This is a genomic window from Lentibacillus daqui (assembly GCF_027186265.1).
Lineage (GTDB): Bacteria > Bacillota > Bacilli > Bacillales > Amphibacillaceae > Lentibacillus_C > Lentibacillus_C daqui.
In genome coordinates this window covers 38,813-60,420 of the sequence record NZ_CP114176.1, presented here as the reverse complement: position 1 = coordinate 60,420, position 21,608 = coordinate 38,813, and the positions used below count along the sequence as shown (strand labels likewise).

At 40.8% G+C, this 21,608-nt stretch carries 23 protein-coding genes; 1 reads left to right on the top strand and 22 read right to left on the bottom strand.

Annotation, left to right across the window (positions count from 1 at the left end):
• Positions 1 to 114: 114 nt before the first annotated feature.
• The 16 genes from mfd to metG all read right to left on the bottom strand — a co-directional run bounded on the left by mfd (position 115) and on the right by metG (position 16,753).
• Positions 115 to 3,639, bottom strand: coding sequence for a transcription-repair coupling factor (gene mfd, locus O2S85_RS00310; protein WP_269410831.1), 3,525 nt, complete (start codon positions 3,637 to 3,639; stop codon positions 115 to 117).
• Between the two features lie 69 nt (positions 3,640 to 3,708).
• Positions 3,709 to 3,939 (bottom strand): anti-sigma-F factor Fin, encoded by a 231-nt coding sequence (gene fin / locus O2S85_RS00305; protein WP_269410830.1) that lies wholly within the window; start codon positions 3,937 to 3,939, stop codon positions 3,709 to 3,711.
• 105 nt (positions 3,940 to 4,044) lie between these two features.
• Complete coding sequence (gene pth / locus O2S85_RS00300; RefSeq protein WP_269410829.1) at positions 4,045 to 4,605, bottom strand: aminoacyl-tRNA hydrolase; 561 nt, start codon at positions 4,603 to 4,605, stop codon at positions 4,045 to 4,047.
• 205 nt (positions 4,606 to 4,810) lie between these two features.
• Entirely contained in the window at positions 4,811 to 5,437 is a 627-nt protein-coding gene (locus O2S85_RS00295; RefSeq protein WP_269410828.1) for a 50S ribosomal protein L25/general stress protein Ctc, read from the bottom strand.
• A gap of 146 nt (positions 5,438 to 5,583) precedes the next feature.
• Complete coding sequence (locus O2S85_RS00290) at positions 5,584 to 6,537, bottom strand: ribose-phosphate diphosphokinase (protein ID WP_269410827.1); 954 nt, start codon at positions 6,535 to 6,537, stop codon at positions 5,584 to 5,586.
• Between the two features lie 17 nt (positions 6,538 to 6,554).
• Complete coding sequence (gene glmU, locus O2S85_RS00285; protein WP_269410826.1) at positions 6,555 to 7,934, bottom strand: bifunctional UDP-N-acetylglucosamine diphosphorylase/glucosamine-1-phosphate N-acetyltransferase GlmU; 1,380 nt, start codon at positions 7,932 to 7,934, stop codon at positions 6,555 to 6,557.
• 152 nt (positions 7,935 to 8,086) lie between these two features.
• Positions 8,087 to 8,374 carry a septation regulator SpoVG gene (gene spoVG / locus O2S85_RS00280; RefSeq protein WP_269410825.1) on the bottom strand — a complete coding sequence of 96 codons (288 nt, stop codon included), beginning with the start codon at positions 8,372 to 8,374 and terminating at the stop codon, positions 8,087 to 8,089.
• A gap of 172 nt (positions 8,375 to 8,546) precedes the next feature.
• Positions 8,547 to 9,362: a pur operon repressor gene (purR, locus tag O2S85_RS00275; protein WP_269410824.1), complete on the bottom strand. Its 816-nt coding sequence runs from the start codon at positions 9,360 to 9,362 to the stop codon at positions 8,547 to 8,549.
• Positions 9,363 to 9,421: 59 nt separating this feature from the next.
• Entirely contained in the window at positions 9,422 to 10,285 is an 864-nt protein-coding gene (gene ispE / locus O2S85_RS00270; RefSeq protein WP_269410823.1) for a 4-(cytidine 5'-diphospho)-2-C-methyl-D-erythritol kinase, read from the bottom strand.
• Between the two features lie 117 nt (positions 10,286 to 10,402).
• Positions 10,403 to 10,582, bottom strand: coding sequence for a small, acid-soluble spore protein, alpha/beta type (locus tag O2S85_RS00265; RefSeq protein WP_269410822.1), 180 nt, complete (start codon positions 10,580 to 10,582; stop codon positions 10,403 to 10,405).
• Between the two features lie 196 nt (positions 10,583 to 10,778).
• The gene (veg, locus tag O2S85_RS00260) at positions 10,779 to 11,045 is read right to left on the bottom strand and encodes a biofilm formation stimulator Veg (RefSeq protein WP_269410821.1); all 267 of its coding nucleotides are present in this window, start codon (positions 11,043 to 11,045) and stop codon (positions 10,779 to 10,781) included.
• Between the two features lie 312 nt (positions 11,046 to 11,357).
• Positions 11,358 to 12,230 carry a sporulation peptidase YabG gene (gene yabG, locus O2S85_RS00255; protein WP_269410820.1) on the bottom strand — a complete coding sequence of 291 codons (873 nt, stop codon included), beginning with the start codon at positions 12,228 to 12,230 and terminating at the stop codon, positions 11,358 to 11,360.
• 158 nt (positions 12,231 to 12,388) lie between these two features.
• Positions 12,389 to 13,285, bottom strand: a complete 897-nt coding sequence (gene rsmA, locus O2S85_RS00250) for a 16S rRNA (adenine(1518)-N(6)/adenine(1519)-N(6))-dimethyltransferase RsmA (RefSeq protein ID WP_439649445.1) — start codon at positions 13,283 to 13,285, stop codon at positions 12,389 to 12,391.
• A complete protein-coding gene (rnmV, locus tag O2S85_RS00245) occupies positions 13,254 to 13,823 on the bottom strand; it encodes a ribonuclease M5 (protein WP_269412409.1) in 570 nt (189 codons plus the stop codon). The genes rsmA and rnmV overlap by 32 nt, the downstream gene beginning before the upstream one ends.
• Positions 13,824 to 13,894: 71 nt before the next feature.
• On the bottom strand, positions 13,895 to 14,662 hold the full coding sequence (locus O2S85_RS00240; RefSeq protein ID WP_269410818.1) for a TatD family hydrolase: 768 nt from the start codon (positions 14,660 to 14,662) through the stop codon (positions 13,895 to 13,897).
• 132 nt (positions 14,663 to 14,794) lie between these two features.
• On the bottom strand, positions 14,795 to 16,753 hold the full coding sequence (metG, locus tag O2S85_RS00235; RefSeq protein WP_269410817.1) for a methionine--tRNA ligase: 1,959 nt from the start codon (positions 16,751 to 16,753) through the stop codon (positions 14,795 to 14,797).
• A gap of 233 nt (positions 16,754 to 16,986) precedes the next feature.
• Between metG and abrB the strand changes: the two genes are divergently transcribed.
• Complete coding sequence (gene abrB, locus O2S85_RS00230; RefSeq protein ID WP_269410816.1) at positions 16,987 to 17,265, top strand: transition state genes transcriptional regulator AbrB; 279 nt, start codon at positions 16,987 to 16,989, stop codon at positions 17,263 to 17,265.
• 179 nt (positions 17,266 to 17,444) lie between these two features.
• Here the strand turns inward: abrB and rsmI are convergent, their stop codons facing one another.
• The 6 genes from rsmI to holB all read right to left on the bottom strand — a co-directional run bounded on the left by rsmI (position 17,445) and on the right by holB (position 21,600).
• On the bottom strand, positions 17,445 to 18,326 hold the full coding sequence (gene rsmI, locus O2S85_RS00225) for a 16S rRNA (cytidine(1402)-2'-O)-methyltransferase (protein ID WP_269410815.1): 882 nt from the start codon (positions 18,324 to 18,326) through the stop codon (positions 17,445 to 17,447).
• Positions 18,304 to 18,594: a GIY-YIG nuclease family protein gene (locus tag O2S85_RS00220; RefSeq protein WP_269412408.1), complete on the bottom strand. Its 291-nt coding sequence runs from the start codon at positions 18,592 to 18,594 to the stop codon at positions 18,304 to 18,306. Before O2S85_RS00220 ends, rsmI begins: the two co-directional genes overlap by 23 nt.
• Positions 18,584 to 19,330, bottom strand: a complete 747-nt coding sequence (locus tag O2S85_RS00215; RefSeq protein WP_269410814.1) for a tRNA1(Val) (adenine(37)-N6)-methyltransferase — start codon at positions 19,328 to 19,330, stop codon at positions 18,584 to 18,586. Before O2S85_RS00215 ends, O2S85_RS00220 begins: the two co-directional genes overlap by 11 nt.
• An 85-nt stretch (positions 19,331 to 19,415) precedes the next feature.
• Entirely contained in the window at positions 19,416 to 19,763 is a 348-nt protein-coding gene (gene yabA, locus O2S85_RS00210) for a DNA replication initiation control protein YabA (RefSeq protein WP_269412407.1), read from the bottom strand.
• Positions 19,764 to 19,776: 13 nt separating this feature from the next.
• Entirely contained in the window at positions 19,777 to 20,604 is an 828-nt protein-coding gene (locus tag O2S85_RS00205) for a PSP1 domain-containing protein (protein WP_269410813.1), read from the bottom strand.
• Between the two features lie 6 nt (positions 20,605 to 20,610).
• Positions 20,611 to 21,600, bottom strand: coding sequence for a DNA polymerase III subunit delta' (gene holB, locus O2S85_RS00200; protein WP_269412406.1), 990 nt, complete (start codon positions 21,598 to 21,600; stop codon positions 20,611 to 20,613).
• Positions 21,601 to 21,608 lie beyond the last annotated feature (8 nt).

Sequence of the window (21,608 nt, the reverse complement as noted above, 5' to 3'; positions counted from 1 at the left end):
CAAGGCGGCGTAGCTTTGAGCACCGGAGTGTACATAAAAGGTACATGAGGAGCGGAAAAGCAAGCCAACGCAGAAATTCGAAGCGTCATTTTTACCGGACTTTTTGAACATCCTCTAATTGTCCCGATCAACAGTGGAAAGCCGATCCAATAACTCCGTCACAATATCATACCTTTTGTCTTTCGTTTTATTTGACCATTTAAATACGATCTTCAACTTTTTATCTTCTGTGCCAAGCTGTACTTCCCTTCCGAATTCATTCGCCAGTGCAAACAGTTTTGAACCATCAACCCGCTGACTGCGCTTATCCTCCATGAGCAGCTCGAGTTTGTTATTTTTCTCCCGGATGGATTCTATTCTTTCACGTTTGGCATACATTTTCAATTTGGAAACAATAAACAAATTACCCACTTCTTCAGGATAATCTCCAAATCGGTCAATTAATTCTTCTTGTAAATCAGCCAGATCGTCTGCAGATGTCGCCGTTTGGAAGCGTTTGTACATGTCAATTTTTTGTTTCCCATCTTTAATATAGCTTTGAGGAATATATGCATCCAGATCAATGTTAAGTTCTGGTTCAAAAGCCTTTATTTCGTCCAGTTCTTTTCCTTCCTTACGCGCATCAATAGCATCTTTTAACATTTGTGAATACATATCGAAACCTACTGAGTCAATAAACCCATGTTGCTGTGCGCCAAGCAGATTACCTGCTCCGCGGATCGATAAATCCCGCATGGCAATTTTAAACCCTGATCCAAGTTCGGTAAATTCTTTAATAGCCTGTAATCGTTTCTCAGCAACTTCACTTAATATTTTATCCCGTTGATACGTAAAGTAGGCATAGGCAACCCGGTTTGAACGGCCAACTCTTCCGCGCAATTGATATAGTTGACTTAGCCCCATACGGTCAGCATCATAGACAATTAATGTGTTGACATTTGGAATATCCACTCCAGTTTCAATAATAGTGGTGCTAACCAACACATCAAATTCACCTTCTAAAAACCCAAACATGACACTCTCCAGTTCCGACTCATTCATTTGTCCATGGGCAACACCAATTCTGGCATCAACGAGCATTCCGATTTCCCTGGCAATACGATCAATATTCTCCACACGGTTGTAAAGAAAGAATACCTGTCCGCCACGAGCCATTTCACGCTCAATGGATTCCCTAATAAAAACAGGGTTATATTCCATAACATACGTTTGAATTGGGAAGCGGTTTTCCGGTGGTGTTTCGATAACGGATAAATCACGGACACCCAGCATGGACATGTGCAATGTTCTTGGAATCGGAGTTGCTGTTAAAGTTAGCACGTCCACATTTGTTTTTAATTGTTTAATCTTTTCTTTATGTTTGACACCAAAGCGCTGCTCCTCATCGACTACCAATAAACCAAGGTCACGGTATTGAACATCCTTTGACAACAGCCTGTGTGTCCCGATAACAATATCAACTGTGCCTCGTTTCAAGCCCTCAAGTGTCTCTTTTTGTTGTTTCTTGGTTCGAAATCTGCTTAACAATCCAATCGTTACTGCCTGGTCTTGAAACCGCTCACGTATCGTTTCAAAATGCTGCTGGGCCAAAATCGTTGTTGGTACTAAAATGGCGACCTGTTTACCATCGACAACCGCTTTAAATGCTGCACGAATGGCTACTTCAGTTTTGCCATATCCAACATCTCCGCATAACAAACGATCCATTGGCCGTTGTCTTTCCATATCCTGTTTAATTTCTGCAATACAACGTAATTGATCCTCTGTTTCCTGATATGGAAAGGCCGCTTCAAATTCACGCTGGAGTTCTGTATCCTCGGAAAATGCATACCCTTTTCTTGCCTCACGTTCGGCATAAAGCTTGATCAGATCATCGGCAATATCCTCAACAGATGATTGCACCTTTCGTTTTACTTTGGTCCATTCACTTCCGCCCAGTTTATATAATTTCGGTTCTTTTCCTTCAGATGCAACAAATTTTTGTACCAGATCTATTTGATCGATCGGTACATATAGCTTGTCGTCACCGGAGTACTTAATCAGCATGTAATCATTGTGTAAACCATTGACTTCCAATGTCTCAATGCCGATGTATTTACCAATCCCATGGTTGGCGTGGACGACATAATCACCGATTTTTAGTTCCTGATAATTTTTTATCCGTTCAGCATTGGAAATTTTTTGTTTCTTTCGGGCACGTTTGGGAACCTTTTTAAATAATTCATTTTCTGTGATAATGACTAGTTTATGCATGGGAAATTCAATACCACTGCTGATATGGCCAATGGTTATGATTGGTTTGCTTACCGGTAAAGTTAGCTGCTTAACTACCGTTGCATCCATATCATAATCAGAAAGAATGGCTTGAACCTTCTCTGCACGTTGTTCATTAGGAGCTATAATCACAACGGAATAGCCACCTTTTTCCCAACGTTTTAATTCGTTTTGAAATAAGTTCATTTGTCCATGAAATTCTTGCATCGCCCGCGTTGATAAATTGATGATATTTTCCGGCTGTGTGTTGGGAATATGCCGCAGAAACACTGACATATATAGACGCTGCCGCTGCTGCATCCCATCGAAAATATCATGCCAATCAAAGGAAAATGTATGATGTTGTACCATTTGGTTGGAAGCCAGTAAACTGCTGTACCATTCCGCCTCTTCCGTATCCAAATGGGTTGCGGTTTCCTGGATTCTGCTCATTTCATCGAGTACAATCAATCCATCATTTGGCAAATAATCTAATAAACTAGCAGGGTTATTATAGAGAAACCCGATGTATTTGTTCATTTCCGGAAAATGTTCAAGATTGCGCAAGCGCTCTAAATCTTGTTCGATTACCTCATTTAGTTTTTCCTTTCCTTCATCGGTTTTTATTTTTCCGAGTGACTTTTGCAATGCATTCTCCAGCCGTTCCGCACCTGCGATAATATCTTCCTCTGTTAATAAAAGCTCTGTCGCAGGTCCAATTTTGATGCTGTTCAGCTTTTCCATCGACCGTTGTGAATCGGCGTCAAAATAACGGATCGAATCTACTTCTTCATCAAATAATTCAATACGTACCGGATTTGCTTCTGTTACGGGATAGATATCAATAATACCACCACGTATACTAAATTCACCCGGCGCATTGACCATAGGCTGACGTTCATATCCCATATCTATTAATGATTGGATATATGACTGAATAGCAATTTCCTCACCAAGGTTAAATGGCAGCTGGTATTTACGCCAATAGCTTGAAGGTGGCAGCATTCGTTTTAACGCCGCCACCGGTGCAATCAGAATACCTGATCTTTTTTCTGACCACGCGGATAACGCCTCGATTCGCTGGCTTCGTAATTCAGGACTGGCCACCGCAATTTCCGAGGCAATCAATTCGTTAACCGGGTATAAATAGATATCATCGTCGCCAACGAACGCTGATAAGTCGTCATATAACTGCTGAGCCTGCACTAATTGGTGTGTTACCAGCAGTATTGGTTTGTTTATCGATTCATTAATGATCGAGACAAGCAAACTTCTTGCCGAGCCTGACAACCCGGCTATAAGTTGTTCTTTCATGCCATTTTTAACCCCGGTTATAATGGACTGTATATCTTCTTTTGATTGTAAAAATGCATTAATCCCTTTCATCGTAAACCCCCGTAAGCTTCAACCGCAAAAATGCCTTGGCCATAGAACCAAAGCTGTTTTTCGCGTTTATTATTGAATAAAATAGTCCAATTCATGATACTGCGGATTAGCTCCCAAAGACGCTTCACAGTTTTCGCAAATTGTCTTAATCTGAACGTCACCATCTTCTTGATAGTCAACCATTTCCTTCTTGTCCGCTACAGATAGTTTATCCAGGCCAAGCATCGCTTCATCAACTACCTGCTGGTTGATTCTTCCGACAACTTGGCCGCAATGCCTGCATCGATAGACAATGGACATATGTATACCTCCTCAAATAACATGGGGTACCATAAAGTTTATCCGAAAAGCCGTATTTTATACTTCCTACACTGTCACATTATCTATTTCTGTATAGCGGATATATTATGCATTAAAATCATTCATCACTTCAATAAATGGTTTCTCCAGCCATTGTTGACATGCATCTGCTGCCTTTTTAATACTGGCTGTCACATCTTCTCTTTGTTCCTTTGTAAAAGTGCCTAGCACATAATCAACAACTGGCATTGGTTCAGCAGGCCTGCCTATTCCAATCCGTAACCGGTTAAATTCTTTCGTCCCCAAGTGATCAATAATCGAACGAATACCGTTATGACCACCATGGCCACCTTTTTGTCTCAAGCGGATTTTACCAGGAGGCAGATCCAAATCATCATAAATAACCAATAGCTCATCAGCGCTTATATGGTAATAATCCATAAACGGCCGGATCGACTCACCGGAAAGGTTCATGTAGGTTTGCGGCTGTAACAATAAAACTTTCTCACCTGAAATGAATTCTACTGTAAATTTGCCATTAAATTTTCCCTTTGTTAAATCAGTATCAAACCGGTGAAGTAGTTCATCGATAACCATAAACCCAATATTGTGCCTGGTCTTGTTATATTTTCTGCCTGGATTACCCAATCCTACGATACACTTCATGTTACTTCTTCCTTTTCACTAAAGACCTTTATAAAGCGGGATTACATTCAAGTGAGGGTATCCCTTCTACCTCCGCCAAATGTACTTTACCCTCCTTTTTAGGCAAACAGCTACTAAAGGAGGGTTATTATCCATTCTATTGTATTAGATTTATTTTAGGTAGGAATGCTGGATAATGTGTCTTCCAGCATTCCTAAATCATATCTTACTCTTCTTCCGGTTCAGCGTCTACCAATTCAGGCTGAGCATTTTCGTCAGGCGCTTCCTCTACATCGCTAACCGTATCCGGTGGTACAATTGTTGCTATGGTTGTCTCCGGATCGTCAAGGAATTCATAAACATTACTTGATGGTAAATCAGCAATTGCAATGCTATCACCCATACCAAGATCGGTAACATCGACACTAATTTCATCTGGAATATCAGCAGGTTTTGCACGAACTTGAAGTTCATAGAATGGTTGCTGCAAAACGCCACCTTCTTTTACTCCGGTCGGCTCTCCATTCAATTTCAATGGAACTTCAACATCCATTTCCTGAGACATATTAACGATATAGAAATCAGCATGTAATAATTCATCCTTGATTGGATCCATTTGATAATCGTGCAGCATAACATCAACAGGTTTGTCATTTTCAACATCAAGCGAAATGATGGAGTTTCTGCCTTCATCACGAACGGTCTTATATAATGCTAACGTATCTACGGAGATAGATTTAGCTTCTTTGTCCTTCCCATATACAACAGCAGGAATATGTCCTTTTTCCCTGATTGCCTTTGTAGTGGATTTTTTATGATCCTTTCGAGTTGCTGCTTTTAACTTTACTGCCATATTCATCATCCTCCAATTATTTGAACCTAAGATTATTAAGTTTTCTTGAATTATGCTAAATTACTGGTTGTTACTTTCAAAAAAGTCTTTGCCAAAGTAATAAGGGCTAGTATAGTTATTTCCCGAATAGATATGATTCTAAACCTTTAATCGAACAAGATACTCACAGATTGCAATTCGTGTACACGAATAATGGCTTCACTCATGAGTGGTCCTACTGATAATTCCTTCACTTTATCAAATCGTTTCTCCTCTGGAAGTGGTATCGTGTTTGTTACAACCAATTCCTTGATCGATGAATTTTGGATGCGCTCAATTGCCGGCCCGGACAATACTGGATGGGTACAGCAGGCATACACATCTGTAGCACCGTTTTCAATCAAAGCCTCGGCTGCCAAAGTAATCGTACCAGCTGTATCGATGATGTCGTCAATCAGAATGGCCGTTTTTCCCTCGATATTTCCAATAATGTTCATGACTTCAGCTACATTGGGTCTTGGTCTGCGCTTGTCAATGATACCAATTGGTGCTTTCAGTCGATCAGCCATTTTTCGTGCCCGGGTCACACCGCCATGATCTGGTGACACAACCACAATGTCGTCCAGATTCTTTTCCTCAAAATATTGTGATAGAATTGGCACCCCTTGCAAATGGTCTATTGGTGTATCAAAGAATCCCTGTATTTGCGGCGCATGTAAATCAAGGGTAATCATCCGATCAGCCCCAGCAGTTTCATATAAATCGGCTACAAGTTTGGCTGTGATTGGTTCTCTGGCCCGAGCTTTACGATCCTGGCGTGCGTACCCATAGTAAGGCATTACGATATTAATCGATTTTGCTGATGCCCGTTTACATGCGTCAATCATAATCAACAGTTCCATGATGTGTTGATTGATTGGAGCACAGGTCGATTGTACAATGTATACATCACAGCCACGTATACTCTCCTCGATATTTATTTGAATTTCACCGTCACTAAATGCCGACACCGTACATTTGCCAAGGGAAGTACCGATATGGTCGGCAATTTCTTCTGCCAGTTGCCGATTTGAATTTAGTGAAAACACCTTTAAAGCTGGATCTTTATAGGTTGATGTCATGAGAAAAAAACCCTCCGTTAATCTTTTTGTCTGCCTTTTAATTTTGCGACATAGCCTTCTTTGTTCGTCTGTCTGGAACGTGCAACAGATAATGACTCCGCTGGTACATTTTTGGTTATGGTCGATCCTGCTGCAACATATGAACCCTTACCCACTGTAACAGGTGCGATTAAATTGGAATTACAGCCGATGAATGCATCATCTTCTATGGTTGTTAAATATTTATTTTTGCCATCGTAATTAACTGTTATCGTTCCACAGCCAACATTTACATTACTGCCAACATTTGCATCGCCTATATAACTCAAATGGGAGAACTTGCTTCCATCACCGAGGGTCGACTTCTTCACTTCGACAAAATTACCCACCTTTACCTCATTTCCTATTTCTGCCTCAGGTCTAATATGTGCATAAGGACCAATTTGTACCCGGTTACCAATGTTACTCTCCTTGGCAACACTTTGCCGTACAACGGTTGCCTTCCCGATGGCACAATTGGAAATTTCTGTATGCGGGCCTATAAGCGCATTTTCTTTAATAGACGTTTTTCCAGTAATAATCGAACCTGGGTAAATCGTTACATCCCGGCCAATTGTTACGTCTGGGCCAATATATGTGTTATCTGGATCCATGATGGTAACTCCATTGCGCATATGTCGTTCATTAATCCGTCTTTTCATGACTTTCTCCGCATAAGCCAGGGCAACCCGGTCATTAACACCGAGGGTTTCATCATAATCTGCAGTTTGAAATGCACTTACTTTTTCCCCTTTATTGCGAATAATTTCTATCACATCGGGTAAATAATATTCCCCTTGCGCATTATCATTGGATACCTCTTGTAATGCCTGAAAAAGAGTTTGATTATCAAAACAATATGTAGCTGTATTTATTTCATTAACAGCACGCTCTGTCTCATTTGCATCCTTATGTTCAACTATTTTTTCCACCTCACCGGTCTGATTACGAATAATTCGTCCATATCCGGCCGGGTCTGGTGCCTTTGTTGTTAAAACAGTAACCTTAGCCCCTGTCTTTTCATGGTGATCATAAAGCGCTTGATAGGTTGCACTGGTAATCAAAGGGGTATCGCCACATACGACAATGGTTGTACCGGTTTTATCACCTAATAGCTCTTCTGCTTGTTGAACAGCATGACCCGTTCCAAGCTGTTCTCTTTGGGTAACAAACTTACTTCGATCACCGATTTGTTCCATCACCTGGTCAGCTCCAAACCCAACGATGGTTACAATTTCATCTAAATTAACGGATTGTAATTGATCAATAACGTGTTGTACCATTGGTTTACCTGCTACCGGATGAAGGACCTTATAAACATCTGATTTCATCCTTGTGCCTTGTCCTGCTGCCAGAACTATACAAAAGCGTTTTGCCATGAGGTAACCTCCATTCTAATTATCCATTATGAATATATCTCAAAAAGCCATTAATTTCAACAAACACCTTCCAAAGGTTCTGGGCAATATCTGTAGTTAAAGACAAAAAAAGAGACTAATCATAGTAGATTAGACCCTTGTTATATCAGTTTTCACGAAGCACCTGCTTCCTCATATTCCATTTCTTCTCCAACACGGCGATACTCCTCTAATACAGCGGTTTGAATCTTGCCGCGAGTACCCGAATTGATCGGATGTGCAATATCGCGGAATTCTCCATCTGGAGTACGCTTGGATGGCATGGCAACAAACAACCCATTATTTCCATCAATAACACGGATATCATGGACAACGAACTCCTGATCCAATGTGATCGAGGCAATTGCCCGCATTCTTCCCTTAGTAGCAACGCGGCGTAATCTTACGTCAGTAACTTCCATGATGTTTCACCACCTTTTCTTTTTCCCTTTTAAACTCATTACCAATATTCAACAAAAATTAGATAATTCCTGCCTAATATTAAAAAAAGTTTAAAATATTCATATGAAGATCATAGAAAAGGACGTGAAAAAGGAATGAATGATACGGCCCATCAAATCCCCGGCTGCCGGATCAGGATTTAAAGATATTCCCTGCAAGAACTTGGATTTGTTTATGCTTCATGTCAACGTTCTTAATCTTTACTAGTGATGTATAATCTTCCACCAAACGATCTTCTTCTTCATCATCCGCTTCGGCCAATACACCAATTGCCTTTACCTTTGCATTAAATTCATCAAGCATACTGATCATCCCCGTAATGGTTCCCCCGGCTTTCATAAAATCATCGATAATGCAAACATTGGCACCTTCTTGTAAGCTTCGTTTTGGCAGCACCATCGTTTGCACTTTTCGCGATGATCCGGATACATAATTAATGCCAACTGAAGATCCTTCCGTTATCTTAGGATCTCTGCGGACGATAACCACAGGAACATCTAAAACCGATGCAACAGCATATGCCAAAGGGATCCCTTTTGTGGCTACCGTCATCACCACATCGATTGTCAATGAAGAGAAAGAAGCAGCCAAGACACGACCAATTTGTCGGACCGTTTTTGGGTTACCCAAAATATCAGTCATATACAGATATCCACCAGGCAAAATACGATTCGGATCTTCCAATGTATGGCACAACTCATCAATAAACTGTTGACCTTTTTCTTGAGCATAATCCGGCATGTAACTGACTCCGCCTGCTGCACCAGCAACTGATTGCAAATGACCTATGCCTTCCTTCCTTAGCACCCTGTCTACGATAACAAGATCTTCGCTAATGGAGGATTTTGCTGCTCCATATTTCTCGGAGAAATACGGTAATGATGTATGTGTCTTTGGATTTTCCAAAAAATAATTGGTTAATGAAACCAGACGGTCACTTCTTTTCATAACTACACCTCTAAAGCCGAATATTTACTTTTAAATATAACACCTTTATACGTATTCTATCAAGACTTACGCTGGTCAAGCAGTCGGACAACGTATACTTCCTCGCAAAACCCTCGCAAACCATTATAAACACGCCTGGCTTTACTAAAGTGTTCCACCAGGCCGACAATAGTTGGTCCACTTCCGCTCATTAGTACACCGTTAACCCCTGCTTGTATCATTTTTTCTTTAATCTGTTTCACTTCCGGATGCAAACGAAAAGTGACACTCTCCAGGGCATTGCCAATATTCAACACTAGTTTAACAAAATTCTTCGTTTCGATGGCCTGGATGATTTCATTCGTATTTGGATGAGAAATTTCATCAATGCATAATTTTTGAAAAACACCTCTGGTTGATACACCGATATTCGGTTTGGCTAAGACGACATAACAAGGCGGCGGAGAAGGTAACTCATAAATACATTCTCCATGTCCCGTTGCAAGTGCTGTCGTGCTATATACACAAAATGGAACATCGGAACCAATGTCCTTACCCAGATTAGCTAATTCGCTTAGCGGGGCATTTATCGACCACATCCGGTTAAGACCACGTAACACCGCAGCAGCATCACTGCTCCCACCACCAAGGCCGGCTGAAACAGGGATGTTCTTTTCGATTTTAATTCGTACACCTTTATTGATCTGATAACAGCTTTTAAATGCTAGTGCCGCCTTATAAGCCAGATTCCGTTCATTATTGGGTACGTATTGATTATCAGCTGATATTTCGATCCGATTTTCAGCCAGCGGATATAATTCAATACGATCCACCAAATCGATGGCTGTCATGATCATTTCTACCTCATGAAAGCCATCGTCACGCTTTCCGAGCACATCTAAAGATAAATTAATCTTGGCCGGCGCCCTCTCAAAATGAATCATCTCCGTCACCCACTTTATAAAACTATAACAAATTGTATCATAAAAAGAAAAGCGAAGTGGGCTTGAACAGAGACGTATCCGTTGGTTTCTCCTAAAAAACAAAAGGCAAACCCACTATTAGGGTCTGCCTCCTTGTTGCATATTTTGCTCGGCTATTTCAATTGCTCGTTTCACCATATTACCGGCATCCCGTGCCTTAATGCCACCCCAGCCTTCTTCCTGCACCGTGTCGTAAAAACCTAACTCTTTGGCAATTTCTTCTTTCAATTGGTCCGACATGATTCCACGTCTACCCATGAAAGAACTCCCCCTTCTTGTTTGAGCTTTCTTTCTTACGACACTTATAGCATTTGCTGGTATTAAAAACATACACCAGTTATTTGTTTGTAAAACAGGAAATAATTGATCCTGACCGAATTCATCAATCGTGTCAATACATTGGATTTGAATATTCCGACATCCCATCAAAAAGGAAAAGCAGTAAACATTATGTCTACTGCTCCATCAATATCGCTTTTGTTCTGTCATCTTGAAAACTCAGTTCTACTGTCTCTGTTAAAACGTCCGCATAGCTGTATGAAACACGTTCGAATGCGTTCTCGTCTTGATCAAGTTCAACAATGAAGACGGAAGGATACGTTTCAGCCAACACACCATATCGTTCGATCGTTTTCCTTCTACCTCCATTGGCTTTTACCTTTAACCGCCTACCCTTTCGACCCTCAAGACCTTGCTTAATTTCGACTAATGTTTTTGCCACTATACTCCACCTCACTGGATTAATCATACCATACATTTGTTTTATCGTCAAATAAAATCCTTAATTATAACAATATACCTTTTTCCCTGTCAACCATTAAAATAAATATTTACCTTATTATTTTACAAATAGGCAAAAAATATGTATAAAAATTAAAATGAATTTCCGGTTGATGGGGAAATATCAACTGGAAATTCATTTTAGATCCTATTCAAAAAAGGATGAAAAAGATCCCGACAAGCTTCTACGGGAAGTGTTGGCACGCAGCCGTAGTTCTCCTGTACGACAGACTGGATCTCTTAAGCATCCTCTTTAGTTTTCATACGATTCATCCTCTATATACGGCATTCCGGTTCGCAGCAATCCCCTTGTTTCTACACCACCCATACCCTTTTCACCTGACAGGGTATTGCGCAATGCATCCAACACACCCACCTTTTCCATAAATGGCGTATAAGCAATCTTTGCAACAATATAAACCGGATCAAGCGCATGTATGTTAACTCGTGAAGGGGAACTGGCAAAATTCGCCCCTGCCCGAATAAGTGATTCAAAATGAGACTGACAGGCACCTGCAAAGATAACTAGCTGATCCAATTGCGGGATAATTTGTCTCGCCTCCCGAACCGTATCCACAAAATATCTGGAATGACGATATGCCTGAAGATCCTTTTTTACACCTTTATTCTGTGAAAACGAGTCATGTCCCGTTATAACAATCATATCCGGCTGAATTTTTTCTACAAGCCCACCAATTTCGAAGGGCATTTCCTTTTCATGCAAATGAATACCATGAACTTGTAAGCCGATTCGGTGGTATAGTTCAATACATTTCTTTAAATATATTTTGTCACCATCCACATGTAATACCTTAGCCGGCAATTGAAAATGTTTGGTTGGATAAGTAAACCCGCCTGTTGACTGATAATCACGTTTTTCCTTCATTAATTGATAATCCTGGCGAAAAAGCCGATAAGATGATTCCTCTTTTTCTTTCACTTTTTTTCGTCGTTTATCCAATTCCCGCTGCTCGACAAGAACAAGATCATCAACCGGTGCATCCGCTTCAAGCCTTATGTCTTCCCCGTGAATAATGACAACATCACCCTGTTGTGACGAAACACGAAATAATATATCGTGCTGATATGATTTACGTGTAACCAAATCTCCAATAACAAAGTCCATAAAAACACCTCTCCAGCCTTCAAGAATGAAAGCACCCACTGACATAGCCTATGTTATAGCACTGGCTTTGGTGAGAAGAAAGCTAAAAAACGGACGAAATAGTGCGAAATGAAAAAGAGCTATTGCCTTATAAGACAATAGCACGCATGAAGATTATGTCACAGCCTGGTAAAAGTATTGGCAAGGACAGCGAACTCCTCTATTGTTAATGATTCCCCGCGTCTTGTGCCGTCAATTCCGGCTTTATCCAGCAATTGGTTAACTTCCTCTTTGCTAAAGGACTTGGCAAAGTAATTGGTTAAGTTATTTCGCAATGTTTTTCTTCGCTGGAAAAATGCCGCTTTTACCAGCGTAAAAAAATATTCCTCATTGATCACATCAACTGGCGGGGTTTCTCTTATTGTCAGTTTTAATACACTTGAATCGACATTGGGTTGTGGCATAAATACACTGTTCGGCACCTGCATAACGATTTCGGCATGTGTATAGTATTGTACTGCAATCGATAGGGATCCATAGCTTTTGGAATTGGGCACTGCTGCCATCCGTGCAGCAACCTCTTTCTGAATCATGACCGTTAAACTGGTAATCGGCAAGTTCTCTTGCAGTAGCTTCATCAGAATCGGTGTGGTAATATAATATGGCAAATTAGCAACGATATGAATGACCTGCCCGGGTGTAAAGTTATCCTTAATTACCTGGATGACATCTGCTTTTAATATGTCCTGATGAATGAATTGCACATTATTATACTGTTTTAATGTGTCATCCAGGATGGGAAACAGGCGCTGATCAATTTCAAAGGCAACTACCTTTTTGGCATGGATCGCTAGTTGTTCGGTTAAGGCACCAATACCGGGACCAACTTCAATAACCCCGGACTCATGATCAATACCTGCCTTTTTAATGATATTTTCAAGGATATTGACATCAATTAAAAAGTTCTGGCCAAGACTTTTTTTAAACTGAAATTGATATTTACGAAGAATTTCCCTTGTTCGGGTTGGCGTTGCAATATAATTATTATTCACGATTGTTTTCCTCCTGAAGCACATGCTTGATTGCCTGTTCAAATTGGCTTCGTGTGATTTCAAACATGCCCAGTCGTTTTAGCAACTGTTTCCCATTCACATGCCCAATTTGCAAGTGTTTGCCCAACCTATCCCTTCTTGAACTGGCATGTATCCCGCCAATCAAACCATAATCAATAAGGTCCTGCTTCGTAATATTATTCGGTTTTGTCTCAGCTATTTCATAGACGTGGGCCAAGGCACGTCTGATTGCAGTAACAGACGCATGCTCGATTCCCAAACTTTGACGATCGGAATGTTTTGCCCGTGCATCCGCTTGTTTTAAGAAGGCATGCTTGCACCCGGGAACCTCCTGATTAATGATATGGCGAATCCGTTCCCCGGGATAGTCGGGATCGGTAAAAATAATGACGCCGCGTTTATCCTTTGCATGCTGTATCTGCTGCAATATTTGCCTGTTAATTGCAGACCCGTTTGTTTCGATCGTATCAGCATGAACGGCTTGGTGGATTTTTGCCGTATCATCCCGACCCTCCACAACAATAACTTCCTTTATTTTCACTATCATTCCCCATTCCCTCATGTATTTGTAACATCTGCTTTTGTTATTATAGTCAATTTACGATGTGTGTTTTAAGAGATACGAAAGAGAGAAAAGGCATTCTCCGTTGTGATCTTGCTGATTTCCTCAAAAGTTTTCCCTCTTAGTTCGGCAATTTGTTCAGCGACTAATTTAACATATGCTGGTTCATTCCTTTTTCCCCGATTAGGATGCGGAGCTAAAAAGGGTGCATCTGTTTCAATTAAGAGCCGGTCGCTCGGAACCTGTATAGCTGCTTCTTTCGGTAATGGTGCATTTTTAAAAGTAACCGTACCACCAAAAGAAATATAAAAATTCATATCCAGGCAAGTTTGCAGGTAATCAGCGGAAACGTTATAACAATGCATAATACCCCCAACCTGCCTGGCATCCTCCTCCTCTAAAATCGCTAATATATCTTCTGTTGCCTCCCGATTATGAATAATAATCGGCATGTTTACTTTTTTGGCGAGTCGAATCTGTTTACGGAACACATCCTTTTGTACATCTTTTGGTGATTTATCCCAATGATAATCTAGTCCCGTTTCACCAATGGCCACCACTTTTGGATGGGCAGACAGCTCCTCAATCCAGGCCAACTCCCTCTCTGTCATATCAATCGCGTCGACAGGGTGCCATCCAACTGCGGCATAAATGGTTTCATATTGTTCAGCAAGTTCGATTGCAAGCGGAATGGTTTCCCGATCAAATCCAACAACGACCATATATTTAACCCCGCTATTAAATGCTCGTTCGATTACCTCATCGCGATCCTCGGCGAATTGCTCTACGTTTACATGCATATGTGTATCAAACAACATTGACAACTTCCTCCTTTGTGTCTGAAAAAGGCCATATCCTTCCTTTGGATATGACCTTTTAAGCTTAACGTATAAAATTTCCTGGGCATATAACTGAAAAGGCCGTCCAGCTTTAGCACCTGTTGGCTAATTTTATTTTACAATCGAACCATTAGGCAATGTCTGTTCAACGGTCGCCAGTGCCAATTTGCCTTCCGCTGACTCTCCGGAAAGAATCATTCCTTCAGACATTTCACCGCGCAGTTTCACCGGTTTTAAGTTGGTCACACAAATAACCTTTTTGCCGATAAGTTCTTCTGGCTGGTAATGCTCGGCAATACCAGAGATGACTTGGCGCTTTTCTGTTCCTAAATCAAGCTGGAATTTTAAAAGTTTGTCAGCCTTTTTCATTTTCTCTACCTTGATAACTTCGGCGACTCGCATGTCCAGTTTCATGAAATCATCATAGACAATTTGTTCTTTTGTCTCAGGCTGCTGTGTTTTTGTTGCTTTTTTCTCTTCAGTCGGCTTTTGCATCATCGCTTTTATCGCATTAACCTCAGCTTCCACATCCAGACGCGGGAAAATCGGTTTACCTTTTTCCACCTTTGTTCCAGCTTTAATTTGTCCTTTTCGGTAGACACTATCCCATGCTTTTAGAGCGTCATCTTTGATTCCCAGCTGTCTAAAGATTTCTGCTGGGGACTCAGTTAAGAACGGTTGTAGCATAACAGCGGCGATACGTAATGATTCTGCTAAATGAGCCATCACATTGCCAAGCCGTTCTCTTTTGTCTTCATCTTTAGCTAAGATCCATGGCTCTGTTTCGTCAATATATTTATTTGTCCGACGAATCAATTGCCATATGGAAGAAAGAGCAACTGAAAACTGCATGTTCTCCATGGCATCTTCTACCTTGTTAACCGTTTCATCCGTCAATTGCTCGAGCATCTCGTCAGCCGCTGTTTCTGACGCTTTATACGCAGGCATATTTCCATCAAAGTATTTTTGGATCATGGCTACTGTGCGATTTAATAGGTTACCCAGGTCATTGGCCAAATCATAGTTCGTTCGTTCAACAAAGCCTTCTGGCGTAAACACCCCATCTGCGCCAAATGGTACTTCCCGTAACAAATAGTAACGCAATGCATCTAATCCATATCGATTGGTTAGACTGATTGGATCAACAACATTCCCTTTTGATTTGGACATTTTGCCATCCTTCATCAAAATCCAGCCATGGGCAAATACTTTTTTCGGTAACGGCAAATCCAATGCCATTAGCATAATAGGCCAGTATATCGTATGGAAGCGCACAATTTCTTTACTCATCAAATGCACATCGGCCGGCCAATATTTTTGAAACTTTTCATCATGGTCGGTTCCATAGCCTAATGCGGTAATATAATTGCTTAATGCATCAATCCAGACATAAATCACATGTTTAGGATCTCCTGGCACTTTAATACCCCAATCAAACGATGTACGGGATACAGCCAGATCCTCCAGTCCAGGTCTGATAAAGTTGTTAAGCATCTCATTTTTCCGGCTTTCCGGCTGGATGAATTCAGGATGTTTATCATAAAACTGGACAAGCCGATCGACATACTTGCTCATTTTAAAGAAATACGATTCCTCTTTAACTTTTTCTACAGGACCACCGCAATCAGGGCAATGACCATCTTCTAATTGTCGTTCGGTGAAAAACGATTCACATGATGTACAATACCAGCCTTCGTATTCATCCAGATAAATATCGCCTTGTTCCAGCAACCGGGAAAAAATTTTCTCGACCGCTTGTTGATGACGCGGCTCGGTAGTGCGAATAAAGTCGTCATTTGTTATCTTCAATTTTTTCCATAATTCCTGTATCCCACTAACGATATCATCCACATATTTCTGAGGAGAGACACCTTTTTCCTCTGCCTTACGTTGAATTTTTTGTCCGTGTTCATCGGTACCAGTTAAATACATCACATCAAACCCGCGTAATCGTTTATAGCGTGCAATCGCGTCACCAGCTACTGTAGAATAAGCATGTCCAATATGCAAATTCCCACTAGGATAATAAATTGGCGTCGTGATATAAAATGTCTTCTTTTCGTTTGGCATTATTTTACCTCCTACGACTAAATTCCTCTTTCTATTGTAGCGATTTTATCACAAAAATTCCATTTTAGGGTTATAAGAGCGTGAAGGGAACCGTTTAATGGTATGGATTCTATCGTTTAATTAATTTTCACATTTATTTTAATTGACACTTCTGGTAAACGTTGGTATCATATTACATAGATAGATGTCGAACATTAGCGAAAATTTCTAACCCAAAAGGAGAGGGGAAACTAATGAAGTCTACTGGGATTGTAAGGAAGGTTGACGAATTGGGACGGGTCGTCATTCCGATTGAACTTCGCCGGACTCTTGACATTCATGAAAAAGATGCACTGGAGATTTATGTCGATAATGACAAAATTGTGCTTAAGAGATATACACCAAACAATACTTGTCAAATTACTGGTGAAACTTCCGACGATAATATGTCCTTTGCCAACGGAAAGCTTGTTCTTAGTCCAGAAGGAGCCAAATCACTTGTCGATGAAATTCACTCGCGACTTGGTGAGTAATCATTTCCAAGAAATAGTTTAACCCGGGAAAACGGATGTCATAAAAGGGGTCAACGCCTTGGTCAAGCCAACGTCGGCTCTTTTTTTATGAAGTAGGAAATATAAAATTACGCTTCATTGCCATTCCGCATACAATAGGCAGGTCTTCGCTGAACAAGTACTGCACTTTACTCTGCCATTTAACTTGTTTCAACATGGTATGCCTGGTATACTTCCCGTTTCGGTAAATGGCGGTCTTTGGCCACTTGCTTGATCGCATCTTTGTTGGACATTTCTTCTTTTTTTTGATAATAATCCACATGGTCAATGATAGACAAGGAGCTCCACCATATTGATCCCTGTTCGTCCGCTTCTTTCATCGTTCCTTCTACAACTATGCAAAATTCACCCTTTTGCGTTGTCTCTCCTATTCGTGCGTTAATCTCAGCAATTGTACCACGCGTGTACTCTTCATACCGCTTTGTCAATTCCCTGGCAATAGCCATTCGCCGATCTCCGAACACTTCAAGCATAGCAGCTAGCGTTTCTTTTACACGAAAAGGTGACTCATAAAAAAGTAATGTTGCCTTTAATGATGCCAGCCGCTTTAATTCACTGACCTTTTCCTTCTTTTTTCTAGGTAAAAATCCGTAGAATAAAAACTCTGTTGAAGGAAGGCCCGATCCTATCAATGCACATAATGCGGCATTAGCCCCCGGTAAGACTACGACTGGTATTTCTTTTGTTATTGCGGTCTGAATAAGCTCATATCCAGGGTCGGAAACTCCAGGCATCCCCGCATCACTAACAATCGCAATCGATTCTCCTGTTTGCAGCCGGGAAATTAACGGCATTTCTTTCGCTTTCTTATTATGTTCATGATAACTTGTTAACCGTGTTGTAATTTCAAAATGGTTTAACAACCTACTCGTGTTTCGTGTATCCTCCGCGGCAATAACAGCAACAGTGCGCAACACGTTCAATGCCCGGTATGTAATATCCTCCAAATTGCCGATTGGTGTTGGAACCACATAGATTGTTCCCGTATTCTGATGGTTATCAAAGCTCTTCTGTATCTTCATTCTGTACATCTTCCTTTTGATTCAGACATATCAATTGTTCCTTTTCTTTACGTTTTAGCTGTTTAATCGCATATTCCTGCTTCATTGCCTCCTGTTTGGTGGTAAACCGTTTCATATATTTGATCCGAAACGGGCCCCGTCCTCTTGTATATTTTGCCCCTTTTCCCGCTTCATGCAAATTCAGTCGTCGCTTTATATTGTTTGTATATCCGGTATATAATGTGCCATCATTACACTCCAATATATAGACCACATGTTCATTTTCCACCATAAATGATTTCCTCTGCCTTTTTGGTATAGGTATTGTCCGAACCATAAATGTATAATGGCGGCAAAATTGTCAGATCTGGTTTGCCATCACGAATTGCTTCGATTAAAAGCATGTTTGCCTCTTTTCCCATTTTAGGATAGATTAATTGCATCCGCTTAGGTTCCAAATGATAATTGCGAAATGCTGCGATAATATCGACAAGCCTTCCCGGTCGATGGACGATTGCCACCTTACCACCCGGACGAACATGTAATTTGCATGCTTTAACAACATCATCAAGTGTACAATGCACTTCATGTCTGGCTACCGTTAGATAATCATTTTTATTATGTTCCGTTGCCTTCGGTGTGCGAAAATAGGGCGGATTGCACACCACGACATCAAACTGACTCTGTCCAAGTCTGGTTTGCATCGCACGTAAGTCCCCGTGAATCATGGTTATCTGTTGATCCAAATCATTCATTTGTATATTCCTTGCCGCCATATCGTACAATCTTTCCTGAATTTCTACACCGGTAATTTGTGCATTGGTTCGTCGGGATAAAAGCATGGGAATAACTCCATTTCCCGAACATAAGTCAAGGATATTCCCCCGCTTAATCGGAACATAGGCGAAATGCGCAAGTAATACCGCATCCAATGAGAATGCAAAAACAGTCGGACTTTGAATTATTTTTATCCGCTCATCGGCCAATAAATAATCAAGCCGCTCATCGCCATATAACGCCACCAATCCTTATCCCTTCTTTCTATTTGAAAAAGCTGCCCCCGGGTCCTTATCAAAGACATGAGACAGCCTAATGTTCTGCACCACTTGTTTATTTCGTTTTACTTAAGAAGTCAAGGCAAAAGATACAATCCTCATCCCTTCTTGGACTGCCAAATTCCAAATTACAGATATGGAAGCCTTCTTCATACAGTCTTGCCAGGTTATCATATCCTTCACCAGGGATATCCTTTGTGTAATTCGTGCCATTGGTGCCATCACCACTAACCTGTTCGTTCGCATTCAGGTGATTGCGTAAATTGTGATTTTCCAACGTTAGACGCTGATTCTCTTCCAGCAAACTGCCCAACTGATTTTTTAAATCACCAAGCTGTTCATATAATTCACCGATCCGTTTTTCCATATCGGATACTTGGTCAAAAATCTGCCTTTTGCTCAACATTTACACCCCACTATTCTGTGGCTTGTGCTGAAATGACTCCTTCTTCAATAAGCTCATCTAACGTATATTCAATAACTCGCTCTTTTTCCGGAAGCTCAATATGGATGATACGTTCAAGGATGTTCAGTCCCACCACTTTTCCGTTCCCGAACGGTGTTTTAATTGTTTCACCTAAATCCGGCAGATCGCGTTTGGCTGTTTCATACGCATCGTTTTCATATTTTAAACAACACATTAACCGACCACATAACCCTGATATCTTAGCCGGGTTCAATGACAGGTTTTGATCCTTGGCCATCTTAATGGATACCGGTTCGAAATCACCCAAAAAAGTGGAACAGCACAGCATGCGTCCACACGGGCCAATTCCTCCCAGCATTTTGGCTTCATCACGTACCCCGATTTGTCTAAGCTCAATTCTGGTTTTGAATAATGCCGCCAAATCCTTAACCAAATTACGGAAGTCTACGCGGCCATCTGCTGTAAAATAGAAAATAATTTTATTGCGATCAAACGTGTATTCTACCTCTACCAGATTCATTTCCAGTTTATGCTCAGTAATTTTCTTAGCGCACGTTTGAAAAGCAGTTTCTGCCTTTTCCTGATTTTCAACTACCGTTAATTTATCCTTTTCATCAGCAACCCGGATCAATTGCTTCAAAGGAAGGACAACATCTTCCTCATCGACCCGCTTATCGGTAATAACGACCTTACCAAATTCAACACCGCGGACCGTTTCCACAATCACATAATCATCTATATCAATATCCTGTTGTCCAGGATCGAAATAATATACTTTACCCGCCTTTTTAAAACGGACACCAATTACTTCAACCAATCTATATCACCTCTGTATTTGAAGTGTAAGCTGTTCCATCACTAATGTCGGATGAACATTTTGCTTCAATTTTTGCTTTGCTGCTAAAATGGCATTTAAAATCATCAAGATCTTTGCTTGCGAGAAGGCCATCATGAAATCTTCAAGCTTCTCTTTCGACTTGTAAAAAAAGACAATAGCATCTTCATAACCGATATGAGCCATCATCATATCCTTAAACGCCAATAATAACAAATCCAATCCATGTTCCTGCTGATTTCGTTCTTTAAAATGGGGAAGCCACTTGTTATGAATCAGCAAATACACATCGTCTGTACTTTCTACAAACTTTTCTATTAATTGTACCACTAATTTTCGAGCACTGGCAAACCAATCATCTTCATTCCACCGGGTTGCCTCTGTCAAATTATTGGTCAACGCACTAAAAAGCCTTGCATTATCTTCAGTTATTCCAGCATCAATTAATTGTTTCTGGAAATGGTATGGGTCTAATGGTTGTAAATCAAGGATTTGGCAACGTGAACGAATGGTAGGGATAATGGCTTGACTATTTTCAGTTAGCATAATGGCGGTTGTTTCTTTATTGGGTTCTTCCAGAAACTTCAGGATCCGATTTGCAGCATTTAAAGTCAGGGTATCAGCGGCCTTGATAATATAAACTTTCCGATTTGACTCCAGACCGGAATACTTAAATTCCTTTTGTAAGTTATCGATTTGTTCTCTTTTAATGGATTGTCCTTCAGGTTCTATCCAATGTACATCCGGGTGATTTTTCGACTCGATCCGTTTGCATGTATTACACGTTTGGCAAGGCTCTACTCCCTCTTTATTGGAGCAAAACAAACTCTTGGCAAGCTGAAGTGCGATGGATGCCTTGCCGGTTCCACGTTCCCCGCTAATTAAATAAGCATGGGAGACCCGACCCTTTTTAATACTATTAGTAATAATCTTTCCCGCTAATGGCTGGATCTCCATTATTTCAGCCCATGTTTTCATCATTTTCC